Here is a 16375-nt window from a genome sequence, read left to right as displayed (position 1 = left end):
TCAGATACAAGCCCGCCACGAGAACCGGGAGTCCCCGGCCACCGTGGCAGACTAATCAGGCAGTTACGACGCAAAAACGCCGTTACCCGAAGAAGATCAGGCTTTACCGGTACCGGCTGCAGCAGCAACCTCGGCCGCAAAGTCCACTTCTTCTACTTCGATGCCTTCGCCAACTTCAAGGCGCACAAAACCAACCAGCTCACCACCGCCTGACTTGATCAGCTCGGCAACGGTTTGCTCAGGGTTCTTGACGAACGGCTGATCAACCAGGCTGTTTTCTTTCAGGAACTTGTTGATCCGGCCACCCATCATCTTCTCGACGATTTCGGCGGGCTTGCCTTCCATGTCAGGCTGACTGCGGATGATGTTCTTTTCCGCTTCCAGCTCTGCTTCGGGCATGTCTTCCGGCTTGGCAACACGCGGGTTGATCGCAGCCACGTGCATGGCTACATCACGGGCGATTTCAACATCGCCAGCGGTGATCGCGACCAGCGCAGCAATCTTGCTGTTGCTGTGCACGTAACCACCGACCACCGCTCCCTCGATTTTAACGAGGCGACGAACGGTGATGTTTTCGCCGATTTTCTGGACCAGCGCTTCGCGCTTGGACTCCAGCTCGCCTTCCATCAGCTTGGCGACGTCGGTTTCACCTTTCTCAAAGGCCACATCCAGAACTTCGTTGGCGAAGGTCATGAAGTTGTCGTCACGGGCAACAAAGTCCGTCTCGGAGTTCACTTCCAGGATGTAACCCACGGTGTTGTCGTCTGACACCTTGATCAGGGACACACCTTCAGCGGCAGTACGGCCTGCTTTCTTGGCGGCCTTGAGGCCAGAAGACTTACGCAATTCTTCAATTGCCGCCTCTACGCTACCCTCAGACTCAACCAGTGCTTTCTTGCACTCCATCATGCCCAGACCAGTACGATCGCGCAGCTCTTTGACCATTGCAGCGGTAATAGCAGCCATGTTCAATCCTCTCAAATTCAGTCTTCTGAAAGCCTGTACCGGAATACCGACTCGTACAGGCGTTAAATGTGGCTGACTCTGTCGTCACAAGGGGCCGAACCCATTTATCGGCCCCGTCACGCAACCAACACAACAGAGTCAGCAAGCAACACGCAGGATCTTACTCAGCGGCAGGTGCTTCGCCTTCTACAGCGTCACTTACTTCAACAAACTCGCCGGCGCCCGGCGTGGCAGCCTCCAGACAGGTGTCTGCAACGGCCTTCACGTAAATCTGGATCGCGCGGATGGCATCATCGTTACCGGGAATGACGTAGTCCACACCGTCCGGATCGCTGTTGGTATCAACCACACCGATGACAGGAATACCCAGCTTGTTGGCTTCTTTGATGGCAATGCGCTCGTGATCAACGTCGATCACGAACAACGCGTCGGGCAGACCACCCATGTCCTTGATGCCGCCGATGCTGCGCTCAAGCTTGTCCATTTCGCGCGTGCGCTCCAGCGCCTCTTTCTTGGTCAGCTTGTCGAACGTGCCGTCTTTGGCCTGGGTTTCCAGGTCGCGGTAGCGACGGATCGACTGACGAATGGTTTTGTAGTTCGTCAGCATGCCGCCCAACCAGCGATGGTTGACGAACGGCTGGCCAGAGCGCTCTGCTTCTTCTTTGATGATTTTGGCGGCGGCACGCTTGGTGCCCACAAACAGAACCTTGTTCTTGTTCTCGGCCAGCTGCTGAACAAACGCCAGCGCTTCGTTCATGGCAGGAACAGTCTGCTCAAGGTTGATGATGTGAATCTTGTTGCGGGCACCGAAAATGTATTTACCCATTTTCGGGTTCCAGTAACGTGTCTGGTGTCCAAAGTGAGCGCCTGCCTTGAGCAGGTCACGCATATTTACCTGAGCCATGATAATTACCTTAGTTAGCTTCGGGTTAGTCCTCCACACGTCCAATTGACCCAACCTGTCAGACAGGCACCCTGGGTCAACGTGTCGACGCGTGTGCGAATTTGCCAGAATTGTTTCCGGCGGCGCGTTTATACCACAAAAACACCACCCGGCACCACCGTTTTTCATCTCCGGCTGGTGTCGGCGTGAGCCCCCTTATCGGCGGCCCGCCTTGTACCCGACTGCCGTCCCCCCTAAAATGGTGCATTGATCCAATTTTACGGGAAGTTCCATGCAGGTATCGATTAAAACGCCAGAAGAAATCGAAAAGATGCGCGTGGCTGGCCGCCTGGCCGCCGAAGTTCTTGAGATGATCGGTGATTACGTCAAGCCGGGAGTATCGACAGAGGAGCTCGACCGTATTTGTCACGATTATATCGTGAACGTGCAGAATGCCATTCCGGCACCCCTGAATTACAAAGGTTTTCCAAAATCGATCTGCACCTCGGTGAATCACGTCGTGTGTCACGGCATCCCCTCCGAGAAAAAGATTCTCAAACACGGTGACATCATCAATATCGACGTCACGGTGATTAAAGACGAATACCACGGTGACACCAGCAAGATGTTCATTGTCGGCAAACCCAAACCCGGCACCGAGCGGCTGATCAGGGTTACCCAGGAGTGCCTGTACCTGGGTATGGACCTGGTCAAACCCGGCGCACGCCTGGGCGATATCGGCCACGTCATCCAGCAGCACGCCGAGAAACACCGCTTCTCGGTGGTACGGGACTATTGCGGCCACGGGATTGGCAAAGTGTTTCACGAAGAACCCCAGGTGATGCATTACGGCACCCCCGGCACCGGCCTGGAGCTCCGTGAAGGCATGACCTTCACCATCGAGCCGATGATCAACCAGGGCAAATACCACACCACCCTGATGCGGGATGGCTGGACCGTGGTCACCCGGGACCGCAAACTGTCCGCCCAGTGGGAACACACTCTGGTGGTGACTGCCGACGGTTTCGAGGCGTTCACCAAACGATCGGAAGAGTCCTTCTAAATGGACCTCCGGGCACTGGAACAACGCATTACGGCTGACCCGTCACCTGTTGTTCCAGCCCGGGAACTGCTGCAATTCCGCTACGACACCGATGCCGAAGCCTTTCGCCAGGGCGCGGATGTCCGCGAGCTGATTCACGCCCGCGCCCACACGGTTGACCGGGTACTGCAGCTGATCTGGTCCCGCTACCCGCGCCTTGACTCCCCTAACATTGCCCTGGTCGCTGTGGGAGGCTATGGCCGCGGGGAGCTCCACCCCCATTCCGATATTGATTTGCTGATCCTCACCCGTAACGGTGTCCAGCCGGGCTGGCAAGAGGACCTGAGCGCCTTTATAACCCAACTCTGGGATCTGAAACTGGACATCAGCCACAGCGTGCGCAGCCTCACGCAATGTGAAGAGGCCGCCCGCCAGGACGTCACCATCCTCACCAATCTGCTGGAAACACGCACCATCGCCGGTCCGGACGGCCTCCGCCAGCAAATCAACAACGCCGTTTACTCGGATCGCATCTGTACCGATCGCGACTACTTCATCGCCAAACGGGACGAACAGAGGCGCCGCCATCGCAAGTTCAGCGATACCGATTACAACCTGGAACCCAACATCAAGGGCGCTCCCGGGGCCCTCCGGGACATCCAGACCATCAGCTGGATCACCAAGCGGCATTTCGGGCTGTCCAGCGTTGCCGAGCTCGCCGGCATCAATGCCCTGTCGGAAGAGGAATATCAGATCCTGTGGGAGGGCGAAACCTTTCTGTGGCGCTTGCGCTATGGCCTGCAACTCATTGCCAACCGCAACGAAAACCGGCTGCTGTTTGACCATCAGCGCGCCCTTGCACAGATGCTCGGCTATCAGGATAAAGGCGACCGTCTGGGAGTCGAGCTGATGATGCAGGCGTACTACCGCACCGTGCTTGCCCTGGCCGAACTTGCCGACGTGATCCTGCAATACTACGACGAGGCCATTCTGGGCAGCCGGGGCCGCTGCAACATTCAGCCCCTGAACAACCGGTTTCAGATCCGCAACAACTACATCGAGGCCATCAACAGCCAGGTGTTTGCCTACGCCCCTTACGCGATTCTGGAAATCTTCCTGCTGATGGCCCAGAACCCGGACATCAAAGGGATCCGGGCAACCACCATCCGCTCATTGCGGGCCCACCGGCACCTCATCGACGACGCTTTCCGCACCGACCTGGCCGTCACCTCCCTGTTCATGGAGTTACTGCGCACCCCCCACGACCTGAACCAAACCCTTGCGGCGATGAAAAAGTACAACGTTCTGGGGCGCTATTTGCCGGAATTTGGCCAGATCATCGGGCAAATGCAACACGACCTCTTTCACATATACACGGTCGATGCGCACACCCTGCGGGTGATTCGCAACATGGACAGACTGCGTGGTGGCGAGGCGCGCACCGAATTTCCGCTGGGCTCGCGACTGATTCAACGCCTGCCCAAAATGGACGTGCTCTACATCGCGGGCCTCTACCACGACATTGCCAAAGGCCGGGGCGGTGACCATTCCGAGCTGGGGGCCGTCGATGCTGAGGCCTTCTGCCAGCGTCACCATTTGAGCGACCGGGACACCCAGCTGGTGTGCTGGCTGGTGGAAAACCACCTGCTGATGTCGATGACCGCTCAGCGGAAAGACATCTCTGATCCGCACATTATTCACGGGTTTGCGCGCACCGTCTTGAGCGAGACGCACCTGGACTACCTGTACGTGCTCACCGTCTGCGACATCAGCGCCACCAACCCCAAACTCTGGAACACCTGGCGTGCGTCGCTGTTGCGCCAGCTGTACATTGAAACCAAACGGGCCCTGACCCGCGGAACAGATAACCCGGTCAACCGGCTGGAGTGGGTACGTGCCACCCAGCTGGAAGCCCGGGAAATTCTCAACGCCCAGAGCATCGCCGACGACCAGATTGACCGGGTGTGGAACACTCTGGACGAAGAATATTTCCTGCAGGACTCGACCATTGATATTGCCTGGCAAACGGCGGAAATCATCCGCCACGGCGACAACCCGGATCCCCTGGTGATGATCCGGGATACCCGGGGCGGTCCCACCGACGGTTATTCCCAGATCACCATCTACATGAAAGACCGCATTGCCCTGTTCGCGGCCACGACCGCCGTGCTCGAACAGTTGCATCTGAATATTGCCGCTGCCCGCATCAGTGTTAACAGCGTAGGGCACTCCATCAGCTCCTACGTGGTTCTGGACAACAAAAACCAGGCGCTGGGTATCGATCCGGCACGCAAAGAGCGGGTGCGCAAACGGCTGGTTGAAGAGCTGGACGACCCCAACGACTACCCGCACATCATTCAACGGCGCACGTCCCGCCAACTCAAGCACTTTGCTTTCCCGACGGAAATCACGTTTTCCAACGATACGTTCAACCTGCGCACCGTCATCGACGTAGTCACGCCGGACCGACCCGGCCTGCTGGCCCGGGTCGGGCGCGTGTTTCTGCAACACCGGGTGCGGCTGACCAACGCCAAAATTGCCACCCTGGGCGAGCGCGTGGAAGACATTTTCTTTATCACCGACGAGCGGGGGCGTGCGCTGCGCGACCCGGCCGCGTGCCAGGCCCTGCAGGATGACCTGCGCACCATGCTGGATGACACTCAATGAACCCGAACCTGTCCCGGTTACACCCATACCCGTTTGAAAAGCTCAACAAACTGAAAGCGGGCATCAACACTCCGGCCCACCTGGCGCCGATATCCCTCGGCATTGGCGAACCCCAGCACCCGGCCCCCGGGTTTGTCCGCCAGACTCTGGCCGACAATCTGGACCGGCTGGCGAACTACCCCACCACCAAAGGCATGGATGCGTTCCGGGAAGCCATGGCGGCCTGGGCTACCCGCCGTTTTCAACTGCCCCCCGGCACCCTGACCGCTGCGCGCAACCTGGTCCCGGTCAACGGCACCCGCGAGGGCATTTTTTCGCTGGTGCAGGCGGTGATCGATGCCAGTCGCCCCGCAGCCGTGGTCAGCCCGAACCCCTTCTATCAGATTTACGAGGGCGCGGCGTTACTGGCCGGAGCATCCCCCGTGTATCTGCCCTGCGACGGCAGCAATGGCTTTATTCCTGATTTCGATGCGGTACCGGAATCCGTGTGGCGGGACTGCCAGATCCTGTTTCTGTGTTCCCCCGGCAACCCCAGCGGCGCGGTGATTCCGATGGCAACCCTGATCAAAGTGATCGAACTGGCAGACCGCCATGATTTTATTGTAGCGTCTGACGAGTGCTACTCGGAACTCTACCCGGACGAAAACTCGCCACCGGTCGGTCTGCTGCAGGCCTGTGCAACCATGGGCCGGCACGATTACCGGAACTGCATCGTGTTCCACAGCCTGTCCAAGCGCAGCAACCTGCCCGGGCTGCGCTCCGGTTTTGTCGCCGGCGACGGCGAGGTTCTGGCCCGCTACCTTCAATACCGCACCTACCACGGTTGCGCCATGCCCATCCACAATCAGTTGGCGAGCATTGCCGCCTGGCAGGATGAAGACCATGTGCGCGACAACCGAAGGGCCTACCGGGAAAAATTCGACGCCGTTGTGCCCATTTTGCGACAGGTGATGGCGGTGGATTACCCCGCTGCCGGCTTCTATTTATGGCCGGAAACACCGGTGGATGATGAAACCTTTGCACTGGAACTCGCCGCACAACAAAATGTGCACCTGCTGCCGGGGCGTTATCTGTCCCGGGAGGTGGATGGCTACAACCCCGGGGCTAACCGGGTCCGCATGGCGCTGGTTGCCCCGCTGGAAGAATGTGTGGAAGCGGCCCAACGCATTGTCACTTACCTGCAAGCCCGCGGTACCGGGCAATAGCCCCCCAACCGGGATGGACCCACGGCCCTGCAATGAACCAGACACTCTGAGACAACACGGAATTCTGCTATGAAACTGTACGGCATCAACAACTGCGACACGGTGAGAAAAGCCCGCAAATGGCTGAATGAGGCCAACATCCCTTACACCTTTCACGATTTCAGAAAGGATGGCCTCAGCAGCGAAAAACTCAGCCAGTGGGAGGCAAGTCTTGGCTGGGAGGCACTGATCAACCGGCGCGGCACCACCTGGCGGCAACTGCCGCAAGAGGTGCGTGACGGCATGACAGCCGAATCGGCTCACCGCATCATGCTCGACAACCCGGCAATCATCAAACGCCCGGTCAGCGAACACACCACCGGCACCCGCATCGGTTTTAATGCCGGCGAGTGGGCGCAATTTCTCCAGGGGGAGGCCGTCCTATGAGCTTTGCATTCGGAATCGGTGTGGGCACCCACAACCAACAAGGTGACTGGCTGGAGGTGTTTTATCCGCGCCCCATACTGAGCCCCGACCGGCGCCTGATCGACACCTGCGCCAAGGTGTTGAACTACCCGGGCGGCAATCAGGCCATGGAGCCCACCGCCGAGCAGCTTACGGAGCTGGCCACGGCCCTGCGCCAGGCTGGCCTGGACGAACAGGCGCAACTGGCGGCACGATTCGCCACCGCCACCCGGCCGTTGAGCCTGACCATCCTGGAAACCGACACCACCGCCGCAAGCACCCCCGAGGTCTACCTGAAGCTGCACCTGATTTCCCACCGGCTGGCGAAACCTCACCAGGTGAAACTGGACGGGATCTTCGGATTGCTGCCCAACGTGGCCTGGACCAGCGAAGGCGCGATTGATTTGGCCGAGTTGCCGGAACGCCAGCTGAGCGCCCGGCTGGCTGGCCGCCCACTGGCGGTGAAATCCGTCGATAAATTTCCCCAGATGACCGACTACGTGGTACCAGCCGGGGTGCGCATTGCCGACGCCGCGCGGGTGCGTCTGGGGGCCTACGTGGGTGAAGGCACCACGGTCATGCATGAAGGGTTTATTAACTTCAATGCCGGGACCGAAGGCACCAGCATGGTGGAAGGCCGGATTTCGGCAGGGGTGGTCGTCGGCCGTGGTTCTGATCTGGGCGGCGGCTGCTCGACCATGGGCACCCTCTCCGGTGGCGGTAACCTGGTCATTGCCGTCGGGAAAAACTGCCTGATCGGCGCGAACGCCGGTATCGGCATTCCCCTGGGCGACCGCTGCACGGTGGAAGCGGGGCTGTACATCACCGCCGGCACCAAGGTAGCGTTGCTGGACGAGCACAACACCCTGGTTGAGTGGGTCAAGGCACGGGATCTGGCCAACAAGGCCGACCTGCTGTTCCGCCGAAACAGCACCAGCGGGGCGGTCGAGTGCAAAACCAACAAGACCGCCATCGAGCTGAACGATCAACTCCACGCCAACAATTAACACGTTCAATGGACGCCGGATTCACCCATGCCCGACACCCCGACACTGGAACTCGCGATTGAATTGATGCGCCGCCGCTCGATTACCCCGGAGGACGCTGGCTGTCAGCAGCTGATGATGTCCCGCCTGGCCCCCCTGGGCTTTGCCGGCGAATCCATGCGCTTTGGCGATACCGACAATCTGTGGGCCCGCAAAGGCACTGAGGGGCCGGTGCTGGCCTTTGCCGGACACACCGACGTGGTCCCTACCGGCCCCGGAAAAAAACTGGGCGTACCCGCCCTTCGAGCCCGTCATCAAGGACGGTTTTTTGTACGGCCGCGGGGCGGCCGACATGAAAGGCAGCCTGGCCGCTTTTATCACCGCCTGTGAACGGTTTGTGGCCAGGCACCCGCACCATCGCGGCTCAATCGCCCTGCTGATCACCAGTGATGAAGAAGGCCCGGCCCAGGATGGCACCGTCAAGGTGATCGAAACCCTGGAGGCCCGCCAGGAAAAAATCGACTGGTGCCTGATCGGTGAGCCGTCCAGCACCAGCGAACTGGGTGACGTCATCAAAAATGGCCGCCGCGGTTCGCTGCACGGCTACCTGAATATTCACGGGGTGCAGGGCCACGTGGCCTACCCGCATCTGGCGGAGAACCCGGTCCACAGGGCCGCCCTCGCGCTGCACGATCTGGCGCATGAATACTGGGACAACGGCAACGACTTTTTTCCGGCGACCACCTTTCAGATAACCAAAGCCGAAGCCGGCACCGGCAGCAACATCATTCCCGGTGAATTTCTGGTGCACTTCAACTTTCGCTATTGCACCGAAAACACCGCCGAAAGTCTGGCCGAGCGGGTGGCCGCAATCCTTGACCGCCACCAGTTAAACTACGACCTGGACTGGCATCTGAGCGGCCGGCCGTTCCTCACCGACCGGGGCGCACTGGTTGCGGCGGCGCAAGCGGCAATCCGCAAGGTCACCGGCCGGGAAACCGAACTGTCCACCTCGGGGGGCACCTCAGACGGCCGTTTCATTGCACCGACCGGCGCGCAAGTGGTCGAGCTGGGTCCGGTCAACGCAACCATTCACAAAGTGAACGAGTGTGTCCGCGCCGCAGACCTGAATGCCCTGTCCGATGTTTACGAACAGATACTGATCGAGTTGCTGGCCTGAGCCCCGGGCGGGTACCGGGCACTGCCGGTTAGTAGTGTGGCGGGGGTGTTTCGTCTTCTTCCGCCCGGATATTGGAGGGGGCCATATCCTTGAGTTGCTTGTGCAGGTGCTGCTTGGCGTGCCACAGCTCACGGATATCCAGCTCCTGGCGGGCAATCTGTTCACTGAGTGTATTGATCACATCATCCTGAAAGGCTACCCGGATTTCGAGTTCGTTAAGCCGTTCTTCGATCGTTGCTTCATTCATACCTTTCTGGTCCAAATGCACAGGTTGCTTGGTCAGTGGTTCGGTTTATCTGTTATCATGCCGCTTTTACCCCTCACTGCTCCCAGATATACGAATGACAGTGATGGATTCAACGGCCGACGTTCCAAGTGTACGCGATATTCGGCTTATATTTGTTAGTGTTTGATTAACGGAGAATCTCTCGTCAATGCGTAATCCAGCAAAAGCGATCCTTCTGGCTATTCTGATCGCTATTCCAGCGCCTTTTATTTTAACCTTTGCCCTGCTTGCCTTTACACCGGAAGTTTTCCTGATTCTGTCTCAAGCCGGTTCCAATGAATCAGCATCCAACCCTGCGTTCGTGATAGGCAGCGCGCAGGGCATTGCCGCTTACCTGATCGCGGTATTGCTGTTCGGTCTGGCGGGGTTTCTTGCCATTGCTTTCGCCGGGCGTCAGCGCACCGGTAATCGTGCCGCCCCGGCCCGCCACGCCGCCGGGACCAATGACTACGAAGACGACTACGATGACGAAGACGAAGGTCCGGAAGGTGACGAAGACGGCACCGTCAAGTGGTTCAATGTGAAGAAAGGCTTTGGCTTTATTGTCCGTGAAAACGGCGAGGAAGTGTTTGTCCATTTCCGCGCCATCCGCGGGCGCGGTCGCCGCGTGCTGCGCCAGGGACAACTGGTTCGGTTTAACGTGATTGATGCCGATAAAGGTCTTCAGGCGGACAACGTGTCCATTCTGAGCGACGAGTAAGGTTCCGCTGACAGAAGCGGCGGGTCCGCTTCTGTCAGTGCTCCCCCGGGCCATAGCCCGACATCAGTTCCAGACGACCAGTTGCTCTCCTCGGGCGTCCACCCGCCACCATTTGTCATCTTCAACCGCGTCCCCTTCTTTCCATTCGCCGGCACTGCAGCGAATTTCCACCGCCAGGCCATGGTAGGCGCTGCGGGCACAGGACAGGTCGGTCTCCCAGGGTAAGGTTGCGCCCTCCAGTACCACCGAGCTGTACCGTTTGCCCATCACCCCGCGGTAAACACTGAGCTGCACCGGATCGCCCTGATAGACTGCCCGCCCCTTGATGGCCCGGTCTGTGTCACTACTAACCTCCACCTGCTCGAAGTGCCCCGCCAGCCACTTGATCAGGTCTTCTGTTTCCAGATCGCGTACGTATATTTCGAGATCCTGCACTTGCGCGCTCTCCTGCGTCATCAATTCGTGACCGCCATAGTGACGGCGGACACGCAAGGCTGCAACTATGTTGTCGTCCAGCACTGACGCTCCCGCTCAAGATCCGCGACCGCCAGACGCCGGGACTCGCCCCGGGCTTTGCGGGCCGACCATTGCGTATCAATCGCCGCCCGCTGTGACGCCAGCTCAGCCAGGGTCTCTTCCAGCGCCGCCACCGGCTCATTGCGGGCCAGACGAATCAGGATCTGCCGGCGCAAACTGTCGATTTCACCGCCCAGGCACTGGCTTTCAAGCGGCGTCCGTTCAACCGCCAGAGCCAGCCGGGCGCAAGCCCGCTCCAGCCATTGCAACGCCATGCCGGGGGATGTGCAGAATCCGGGTTGGCCGAAGGCCACGTAGTGGAGCGTTTCTGCCGTCACCTCTACTTGCCAGCGTTTTTCGATGGCGGACTGATGGGAGGTCACCACCGCGTGAATCTGACCCGGGCTCGAGGGTGGCATGTTCACAACGTCCAGGGCACGCCCAAGACGACGTTCCAACAGCCGGCCCGCGTTGCTGTCGTCCGCGGTCTGGGGACTGATCAACAGGACCGGGCCGTGATAGGACAGGAGCAACCGGGCAATGGAGTCGGGCAGCTGGAGTATCTGTTCCAGATCCGCGGGCGAGGTGTTATCCAGAATCAACACCGGGGCCGGGTCGCTTTCCCGGGGCAGACAGGTTTGCTCCAGCCGCCCCATGACTTCCGTTTCGGTGCGCAGGTCCAGCCAGAGAAACCCCGCGTCCAGCGAAGGCACCAAGGTGTGCAACCAGGTCGTCTTGCCGCTGCCGCGGTCGCCCTTGAGCCACACCAGGGCCTGGGGGTTGGCGGACAGGAGTACCGCAATATCCTCGGACAGTGCCAGCCAGCGGGGATCCGTGACCACCACCGGCTGAGCTGATGGCAATCCGGCGGCAGCGCCCGGGCAGATCCCGGGTAATGCGGCCCAGTCGGTAATCTGCTCCAGCACACTCACATAGGCTTTGTTTTGCAGGCGGTCCGCCCGGCGCACCAGCGCCTCAAACAATTCGGACCAATCCAGGGCGGGGGCTTCGGACGCCTCCCGCGCCGTAGCGAACCAGTACTGCAGCTGCGAGGACAGGCCACTCTCACCGTCCACCGCCGTCACGATGGGCTGTTCGCATTGAATGGTGCGGATCAGCTCATCCAGATCAACCCCGCGAACACGGAGAAACCGGGGGATTTCGGGGTCGTACTCAATCAGCATCAGCAGAAAATCTTCGACGGTGATGGCATAACCACCCCGCTGCACCACCTGTTCCCGGGTGCGTTGCAACACAACCTGACACTGTGGACTGAGGCACTCCTGCCATGAGTTCATCGCAAATTCCTTTTGCCAGTCAGAGCATAGCTGCCGGCCTTCCTGGCCGGCAGGGTTCTGCGCTGTCTATGCCGACAGAGGGTTAAACCCGGTTATAGCTGTCCTCAAAGCGGACTATGTCGTCTTCGCCCAGATAACTGCCGGTTTGCACCTCAATCAACCCCAGTGGAATAACCCCCGGGTTGGTCAGCCGGTGGGTCACCCCCAACGGAATGTAGGTGGACTCATCCTCGCTCAGCAACAGGGTCTCGTCGCCCCGGGTGACACTGGCCGTGCCTTCCACCACAATCCAGTGCTCGGCGCGGTGATGGTGCTTTTGCAAGGACAGCGACGCACCGGGGTTTACGGTAATGCGTTTGACCTGAAAGCGTTTGCCCATCGCAATGCCTTCGTAGGTGCCCCAGGGGCGATGCACTTGTTTGTGAAAACGGTGTTCTTCCCGCCCCTGCGCCCTGACCTGTTCGACCAGTTTTTTCACATCCTGAACCCGGGCGCGATCTGCCACCAGCACCACGTCGCCCGTCTCCACAATGACGTGATCACTGACCCCGAGGGCGGCAATCAACCGGCCTTCGGAGTGGATGTAGGAACCGCTCACGTCTTCGGTAATCACGTCACCGTGGCAGACGTTGTTGTTGTCGTCGTGGGGCTGCAGCTCCCAGAGTGCCGACCAGGAGCCGACATCCGACCAGCCGGCATCCAGAGGCACCACCACCGCATCACGGGTTTTTTCCATAACGGCGTAATCGATGGAGTCGTCCGGACAGGTCGCAAACGCCTCTGCACCGACGCGTACAAAGTCCAGGTCACCTTCTTTCTGGGCCCAGGCCTGCTGGCAGGCCGCCAGCATCTCCGGCTGGTGCTCCCCCAGTTCCTGCAGATAACGGTCGGCACGGAACAGGAACATGCCGCTGTTCCACAAGTAGCTGCCGTCCTCCACATAACCCAGTGCGGTTTGCTCATCGGGCTTTTCAACAAAGGCCGCCACATCCGCATAGCCGTCCTGGTCGTTGCCGGCCTTGATATAGCCGTAACCGGTATGGGGTGCGGTCGGTACCACGCCAAAGGTGACCAGTTTCCCCCGGGCGGCAACCTCTGTCCCCAGGGCGACTGCCCGCTTGAACGCATCTTGATCCGTCAGCACATGATCCGACGGCATCACCAGCAACAGTTCTTCCGGGTTCTGCTCCGCCGCAGCCAGCGCGGCCAGTGCGATCGCCGGGGCGGTGTTGCGACCCACCGGTTCAAGAATAATATTTGCCATGTTGTCCGCAGCCAGCCCTTGCAAATGAGCGGCCACTACAAACCGGTGATCCTCATTGGTAATCGCCATCACCCGAATGGATGCATCCAGTTTGAGGCTGCGGTTGATGGTTTCTCCCAACATAGACTCTTCCGTCACCACCGGAAGAAACTGCTTGGGGTAGGTTTCCCGTGATAACGGCCAAAGGCGGGTCCCAGACCCACCGGAAAGAATAACTGCCAGCATCGCTCGTCCTTGGAAAGTGAGTAGTGCAAAGGTTAGTGTAACGGCGATCCTGTTTACCAGCTACCGGTGTTTTCCATACTGGCCCAGGGTTCCTGGGGCGCTAACGGCTCCCCTTTCTGCAGCAGCTCTACCGAGATGCCGTCCGGCGATTTCACAAACGCCATATAGCCGTCCCGGGGCGGCCGGTTGATGGTCACGCCACGGTTCTGCAGGTGTTCGCACAGCGCATAGATATCATCCACCCGGTAGGCCAGATGACCAAAATTGCGCCCGCCCGTATATTCCTCCGGGTCCCAGTTGTAGGTTAACTCCAGCGTCGGCGCCTGTTCTTTTTCGGCCCGGGCTACATCACCGGGGGCCGCCAGAAACACCAGCGTAAAACGGCCCTTGTCGTTGTCCTTGCGGCGGACCTCTTCAAGCCCCAGGCCATCACAGTAAAACTTGAGCGATGCGTCCAGATCACGAACACGGACCATGGTGTGCAGGTACTGCATGATTGTTGTCCTCTTGCTGCCAAAAACTGATAGGTGTGGGTTACTGTCTCAACTAATCCGGAACAAGGGAATGCGGGAAGTTGCCCATACAGCATAATTCTGCGGCCCGCCGCTTACCCCGGTAAGTCGTCCGGCAAGCCGTCAGGCAGCCGGGGCAATGCTGCGGCCTGACCACTGCCCCGTGCCGGCGCCCCGCCCGAATTAATCTTCACCACCGGCCCGCTCAGACACACCCCGCTGGCGTCGAGTGAGATGAAACTGCCACCGCCGGCAAGGGTCAGTTCGGAACCGGCGTCGAGCACCACTTTGGTACCCGCCTGGTGGTGCACTTCAGAACCGGCTTCGCTGAGTGTGGCACCTGCGGTCTGCTGATGAAAAGTGCCGCCGATGCGGTGGCTGCATTCGCCCCTCACGGCCTGACGTTGCTCGCCATTTACGGTGAGGTGCTCGTCGCCGTTCACCTGACAGAATGCGTCCTTCCCGACGGTCAGATGGCTGTCGTTGTCGATGGTTTCGGTACAATTATGGCCGATCAGCAGATCCAAATCTCTCTGCGCGTGCACGAACACCTGTTCCTCACCGGCTTCGTCTTCAAAGCGCAGCTCGTTGCTGCCCACGCCCTTGTGGGTCTTGGTTTTCAGCACCGTGCGGGTCTTGTGGGCCGGCAGGGGGTATGGCGGCAGATTGGTGGCGTGATAGGTGCCCCCGGTAATGATGGGTTGATCCGGGTCGCCGTCGAAGAAGGACACCAGCACTTCGTGACCCACCCGTGGCAGGGCCATGAATCCATACCCGTCGCCGGCCCAGCCCTGACTGACCCGCAGCCAGGCGCTGCTGCGATCGGCCGTGTGGCCGGGTTGTCCCGCCCCCGGTGGCAGGCCCCGATCCCAGGGAAAACGGACTTTTACCCGCCCGTATGCATCGCAATGAATTTCTTCGCCCTCGGGTCCGGTGACGATGGCCACCTGCGGGCCGTCCATACGCGGCCGGCGGCCGGGGCGTGGGCGCCAGATGAGACTGGCTGGTATGGCGCGGAACGCGTTGCTGTAGGTGGTTGGATCGGCACCTCCCTCCTCTTCCAGGGCTTGCGGTTGGGTGCCAGCGTGCACCACCGTGGTCAGCAGCCACGGCTGGTTCAGCTCGGGCTGGTCGTGCTCCTGCAGGGAAAATTTGCTGCCTGGGACGAAATCGGGGCGGTTGCTTTGACCGGTGGCTTCGCGGGCGTCGTTGCGCAGGGCATCGAGACGCGCGCGGGCAAAGGGGGCGCCACTGGTGTCGCTCTTGAAGCGGCCGGGGTAATCGTAATGTTGGTAGTCATCCCGTTGGTGACGATCGGCGGCGATTTGCGCATGCAACAGGGTATAGGCGGGGTTTTTTGAAGGTGTAGTCCTGCAGTACCACTGAGGTAGCGCGCACCCGCCGGTGATGATGGAACTGAAACACCGCCGGTTGCCGGATGCTGCCACCGGTGTGGGCGTTGTAGGGCGCGGGGGCAAGGTGCGGCGCGTTGCCGTGATGGTCGGCGATCACCAGTGCGGGCCGGCCATCGGTTGCATCAATGCGGTAATGCCAGCCTTCTTCTGCCGCCAGCCGGTGCACAAATGCCAGATCGCTCTCCCGGTATTGCACGCAATACTCACGCACCGCCGGTGGTCGTCGCAAATCGAACCGGGTGCGGGTGACCCCGCGTTCCGCCAGCAAGCCGCGCAGGATGGTGTCGGTGGCCTGCGCCTGAAACATGCGACAAGCGTGCACCAGTTCCAAACGCCACCAGGGCGGCTTGACGATCACCTGATACCGGCTGCGGCGATGGCCGCTGTCGCCCCGACTGGCTTCAGCGACTACCCCGGCAAACCGGCGCCGGGGCGTGCGGTCCTGCCAAACGGTGAGTTCCGTGGGCTGTTCCAACAGATCCGTCAAAACCAGGTCCGGGTTGTAACTGGCCAGATCCAGGGTCAGCCGGAAGGGGCTGGACAGGGTTTCGGTGAGTTCAAACCCCACCACCACAAACACATCCGCGGGTACACCGCCAATCCGGGCGGTGAACCGCAAACCAGAGCTGCAGAGCATGCCTTCAATCCTTGAAGTTCCGGGTGTTCACAGGGGCGCCGCAGGGCGCCCGGCTCTTCCTGAGCCACGCACAGTATAGCCCTCCGTCAGGGGTTTGAAAGCCTCCCTACCGGTACCCCATCGCAGATTCGCAAGTTTGTGCCTACCCG

Annotated in this window: 13 protein-coding genes and 2 pseudogenes; 7 read left to right on the top strand and 8 right to left on the bottom strand. The window is 60.1% G+C overall.

The features are described from left to right. Positions 1-96: 96 nt before the first annotated feature. On the bottom strand, positions 97-966 hold the full coding sequence (gene tsf, locus BG841_RS11550; RefSeq protein WP_070057797.1) for a translation elongation factor Ts: 870 nt from the start codon (positions 964-966) through the stop codon (positions 97-99). 160 nt (positions 967-1126) lie between these two features. Beyond that, positions 1127-1870 (bottom strand): 30S ribosomal protein S2, encoded by a 744-nt coding sequence (gene rpsB, locus BG841_RS11545; RefSeq protein ID WP_070057796.1) that lies wholly within the window; start codon positions 1868-1870, stop codon positions 1127-1129. A gap of 271 nt (positions 1871-2141) precedes the next feature. Between rpsB and map the strand changes: the two genes are divergently transcribed. The 6 genes and pseudogenes from map (at position 2142) to dapE (ending at position 9373) form a co-directional block, all read left to right on the top strand. Then, positions 2142-2912: a type I methionyl aminopeptidase gene (gene map, locus BG841_RS11540; RefSeq protein ID WP_070057795.1), complete on the top strand. Its 771-nt coding sequence runs from the start codon at positions 2142-2144 to the stop codon at positions 2910-2912. Continuing rightward, positions 2913-5558, top strand: a complete 2646-nt coding sequence (locus tag BG841_RS11535) for a [protein-PII] uridylyltransferase (protein WP_070057794.1) — start codon at positions 2913-2915, stop codon at positions 5556-5558. Further along, a complete protein-coding gene (gene dapC / locus BG841_RS11530; RefSeq protein WP_070057793.1) occupies positions 5555-6763 on the top strand; it encodes a succinyldiaminopimelate transaminase in 1209 nt (402 codons plus the stop codon). The genes BG841_RS11535 and dapC overlap by 4 nt, the downstream gene beginning before the upstream one ends. Positions 6764-6832: 69 nt before the next feature. Further along, on the top strand, positions 6833-7189 hold the full coding sequence (locus tag BG841_RS11525) for an ArsC family reductase (RefSeq protein ID WP_070057792.1): 357 nt from the start codon (positions 6833-6835) through the stop codon (positions 7187-7189). Beyond that, complete coding sequence (dapD, locus tag BG841_RS11520; protein WP_070057791.1) at positions 7186-8214, top strand: 2,3,4,5-tetrahydropyridine-2,6-dicarboxylate N-succinyltransferase; 1029 nt, start codon at positions 7186-7188, stop codon at positions 8212-8214. The genes BG841_RS11525 and dapD overlap by 4 nt, the downstream gene beginning before the upstream one ends. Before the next feature lie 27 nt (positions 8215-8241). Beyond that, positions 8242-9373, top strand: a pseudogene (gene dapE / locus BG841_RS11515) (succinyl-diaminopimelate desuccinylase). Between the two features lie 28 nt (positions 9374-9401). On the opposite strand, the gene BG841_RS11510 reads toward dapE, so the two are convergent. Next, positions 9402-9620, bottom strand: a complete 219-nt coding sequence (locus tag BG841_RS11510; protein WP_070058801.1) for a SlyX family protein — start codon at positions 9618-9620, stop codon at positions 9402-9404. A 187-nt stretch (positions 9621-9807) separates the two neighbouring features. Here BG841_RS11510 and BG841_RS17625 point away from each other — a divergent pair, with 187 nt between their 5' ends. Beyond that, on the top strand, positions 9808-10359 hold the full coding sequence (locus tag BG841_RS17625; RefSeq protein WP_070057790.1) for a cold-shock protein: 552 nt from the start codon (positions 9808-9810) through the stop codon (positions 10357-10359). A 63-nt stretch (positions 10360-10422) separates the two neighbouring features. On the opposite strand, the gene BG841_RS11500 is transcribed toward BG841_RS17625, so the two are convergent. From BG841_RS11500 to BG841_RS11480, 5 genes and pseudogenes are all read right to left on the bottom strand, one after another. Beyond that, positions 10423-10878, bottom strand: coding sequence for a hypothetical protein (locus BG841_RS11500; RefSeq protein WP_228141647.1), 456 nt, complete (start codon positions 10876-10878; stop codon positions 10423-10425). After that, entirely contained in the window at positions 10860-12173 is a 1314-nt protein-coding gene (locus tag BG841_RS11495; RefSeq protein ID WP_070057789.1) for a hypothetical protein, read from the bottom strand. The genes BG841_RS11500 and BG841_RS11495 overlap by 19 nt, the downstream gene beginning before the upstream one ends. An 82-nt stretch (positions 12174-12255) precedes the next feature. After that, positions 12256-13662 carry a mannose-1-phosphate guanylyltransferase/mannose-6-phosphate isomerase gene (locus BG841_RS11490; protein WP_070057788.1) on the bottom strand — a complete coding sequence of 469 codons (1407 nt, stop codon included), beginning with the start codon at positions 13660-13662 and terminating at the stop codon, positions 12256-12258. A gap of 53 nt (positions 13663-13715) precedes the next feature. Beyond that, positions 13716-14156, bottom strand: coding sequence for a lactoylglutathione lyase (gene gloA / locus BG841_RS11485; RefSeq protein ID WP_070057787.1), 441 nt, complete (start codon positions 14154-14156; stop codon positions 13716-13718). Between the two features lie 392 nt (positions 14157-14548). Further along, positions 14549-16226: pseudogene (locus BG841_RS11480) on the bottom strand (type VI secretion system Vgr family protein); the annotation flags it as partial. Positions 16227-16375: the final 149 nt, after the last annotated feature.

This window comes from Marinobacter sp. X15-166B (assembly GCF_001752365.1).
In the GTDB taxonomy this organism is placed as follows: Bacteria; Pseudomonadota; Gammaproteobacteria; order Pseudomonadales; family Oleiphilaceae; genus Marinobacter.
This window is presented reverse-complemented; position numbering and strand designations above follow the sequence as displayed.

Coding starts and splice junctions, on each gene's coding strand:
- BG841_RS11535 (WP_070057794.1), top strand. CDS start 2,913: ATGGACCTCCGGGCACTGGAACAACGCATTACGGCTGACCCGTCACCT.
- rpsB (WP_070057796.1), bottom strand. CDS start 1,870: ATGGCTCAGGTAAATATGCGTGACCTGCTCAAGGCAGGCGCTCACTTT.
- BG841_RS11525 (WP_070057792.1), top strand. CDS start 6,833: ATGAAACTGTACGGCATCAACAACTGCGACACGGTGAGAAAAGCCCGC.
- gloA (WP_070057787.1), bottom strand. CDS start 14,156: ATGCAGTACCTGCACACCATGGTCCGTGTTCGTGATCTGGACGCATCG.
- map (WP_070057795.1), top strand. CDS start 2,142: ATGCAGGTATCGATTAAAACGCCAGAAGAAATCGAAAAGATGCGCGTG.
- tsf (WP_070057797.1), bottom strand. CDS start 966: ATGGCTGCTATTACCGCTGCAATGGTCAAAGAGCTGCGCGATCGTACT.
- BG841_RS11510 (WP_070058801.1), bottom strand. CDS start 9,620: ATGAATGAAGCAACGATCGAAGAACGGCTTAACGAACTCGAAATCCGG.
- dapD (WP_070057791.1), top strand. CDS start 7,186: ATGAGCTTTGCATTCGGAATCGGTGTGGGCACCCACAACCAACAAGGT.
- dapC (WP_070057793.1), top strand. CDS start 5,555: ATGAACCCGAACCTGTCCCGGTTACACCCATACCCGTTTGAAAAGCTC.
- BG841_RS17625 (WP_070057790.1), top strand. CDS start 9,808: ATGCGTAATCCAGCAAAAGCGATCCTTCTGGCTATTCTGATCGCTATT.
- BG841_RS11495 (WP_070057789.1), bottom strand. CDS start 12,173: ATGAACTCATGGCAGGAGTGCCTCAGTCCACAGTGTCAGGTTGTGTTG.
- BG841_RS11490 (WP_070057788.1), bottom strand. CDS start 13,662: ATGCTGGCAGTTATTCTTTCCGGTGGGTCTGGGACCCGCCTTTGGCCG.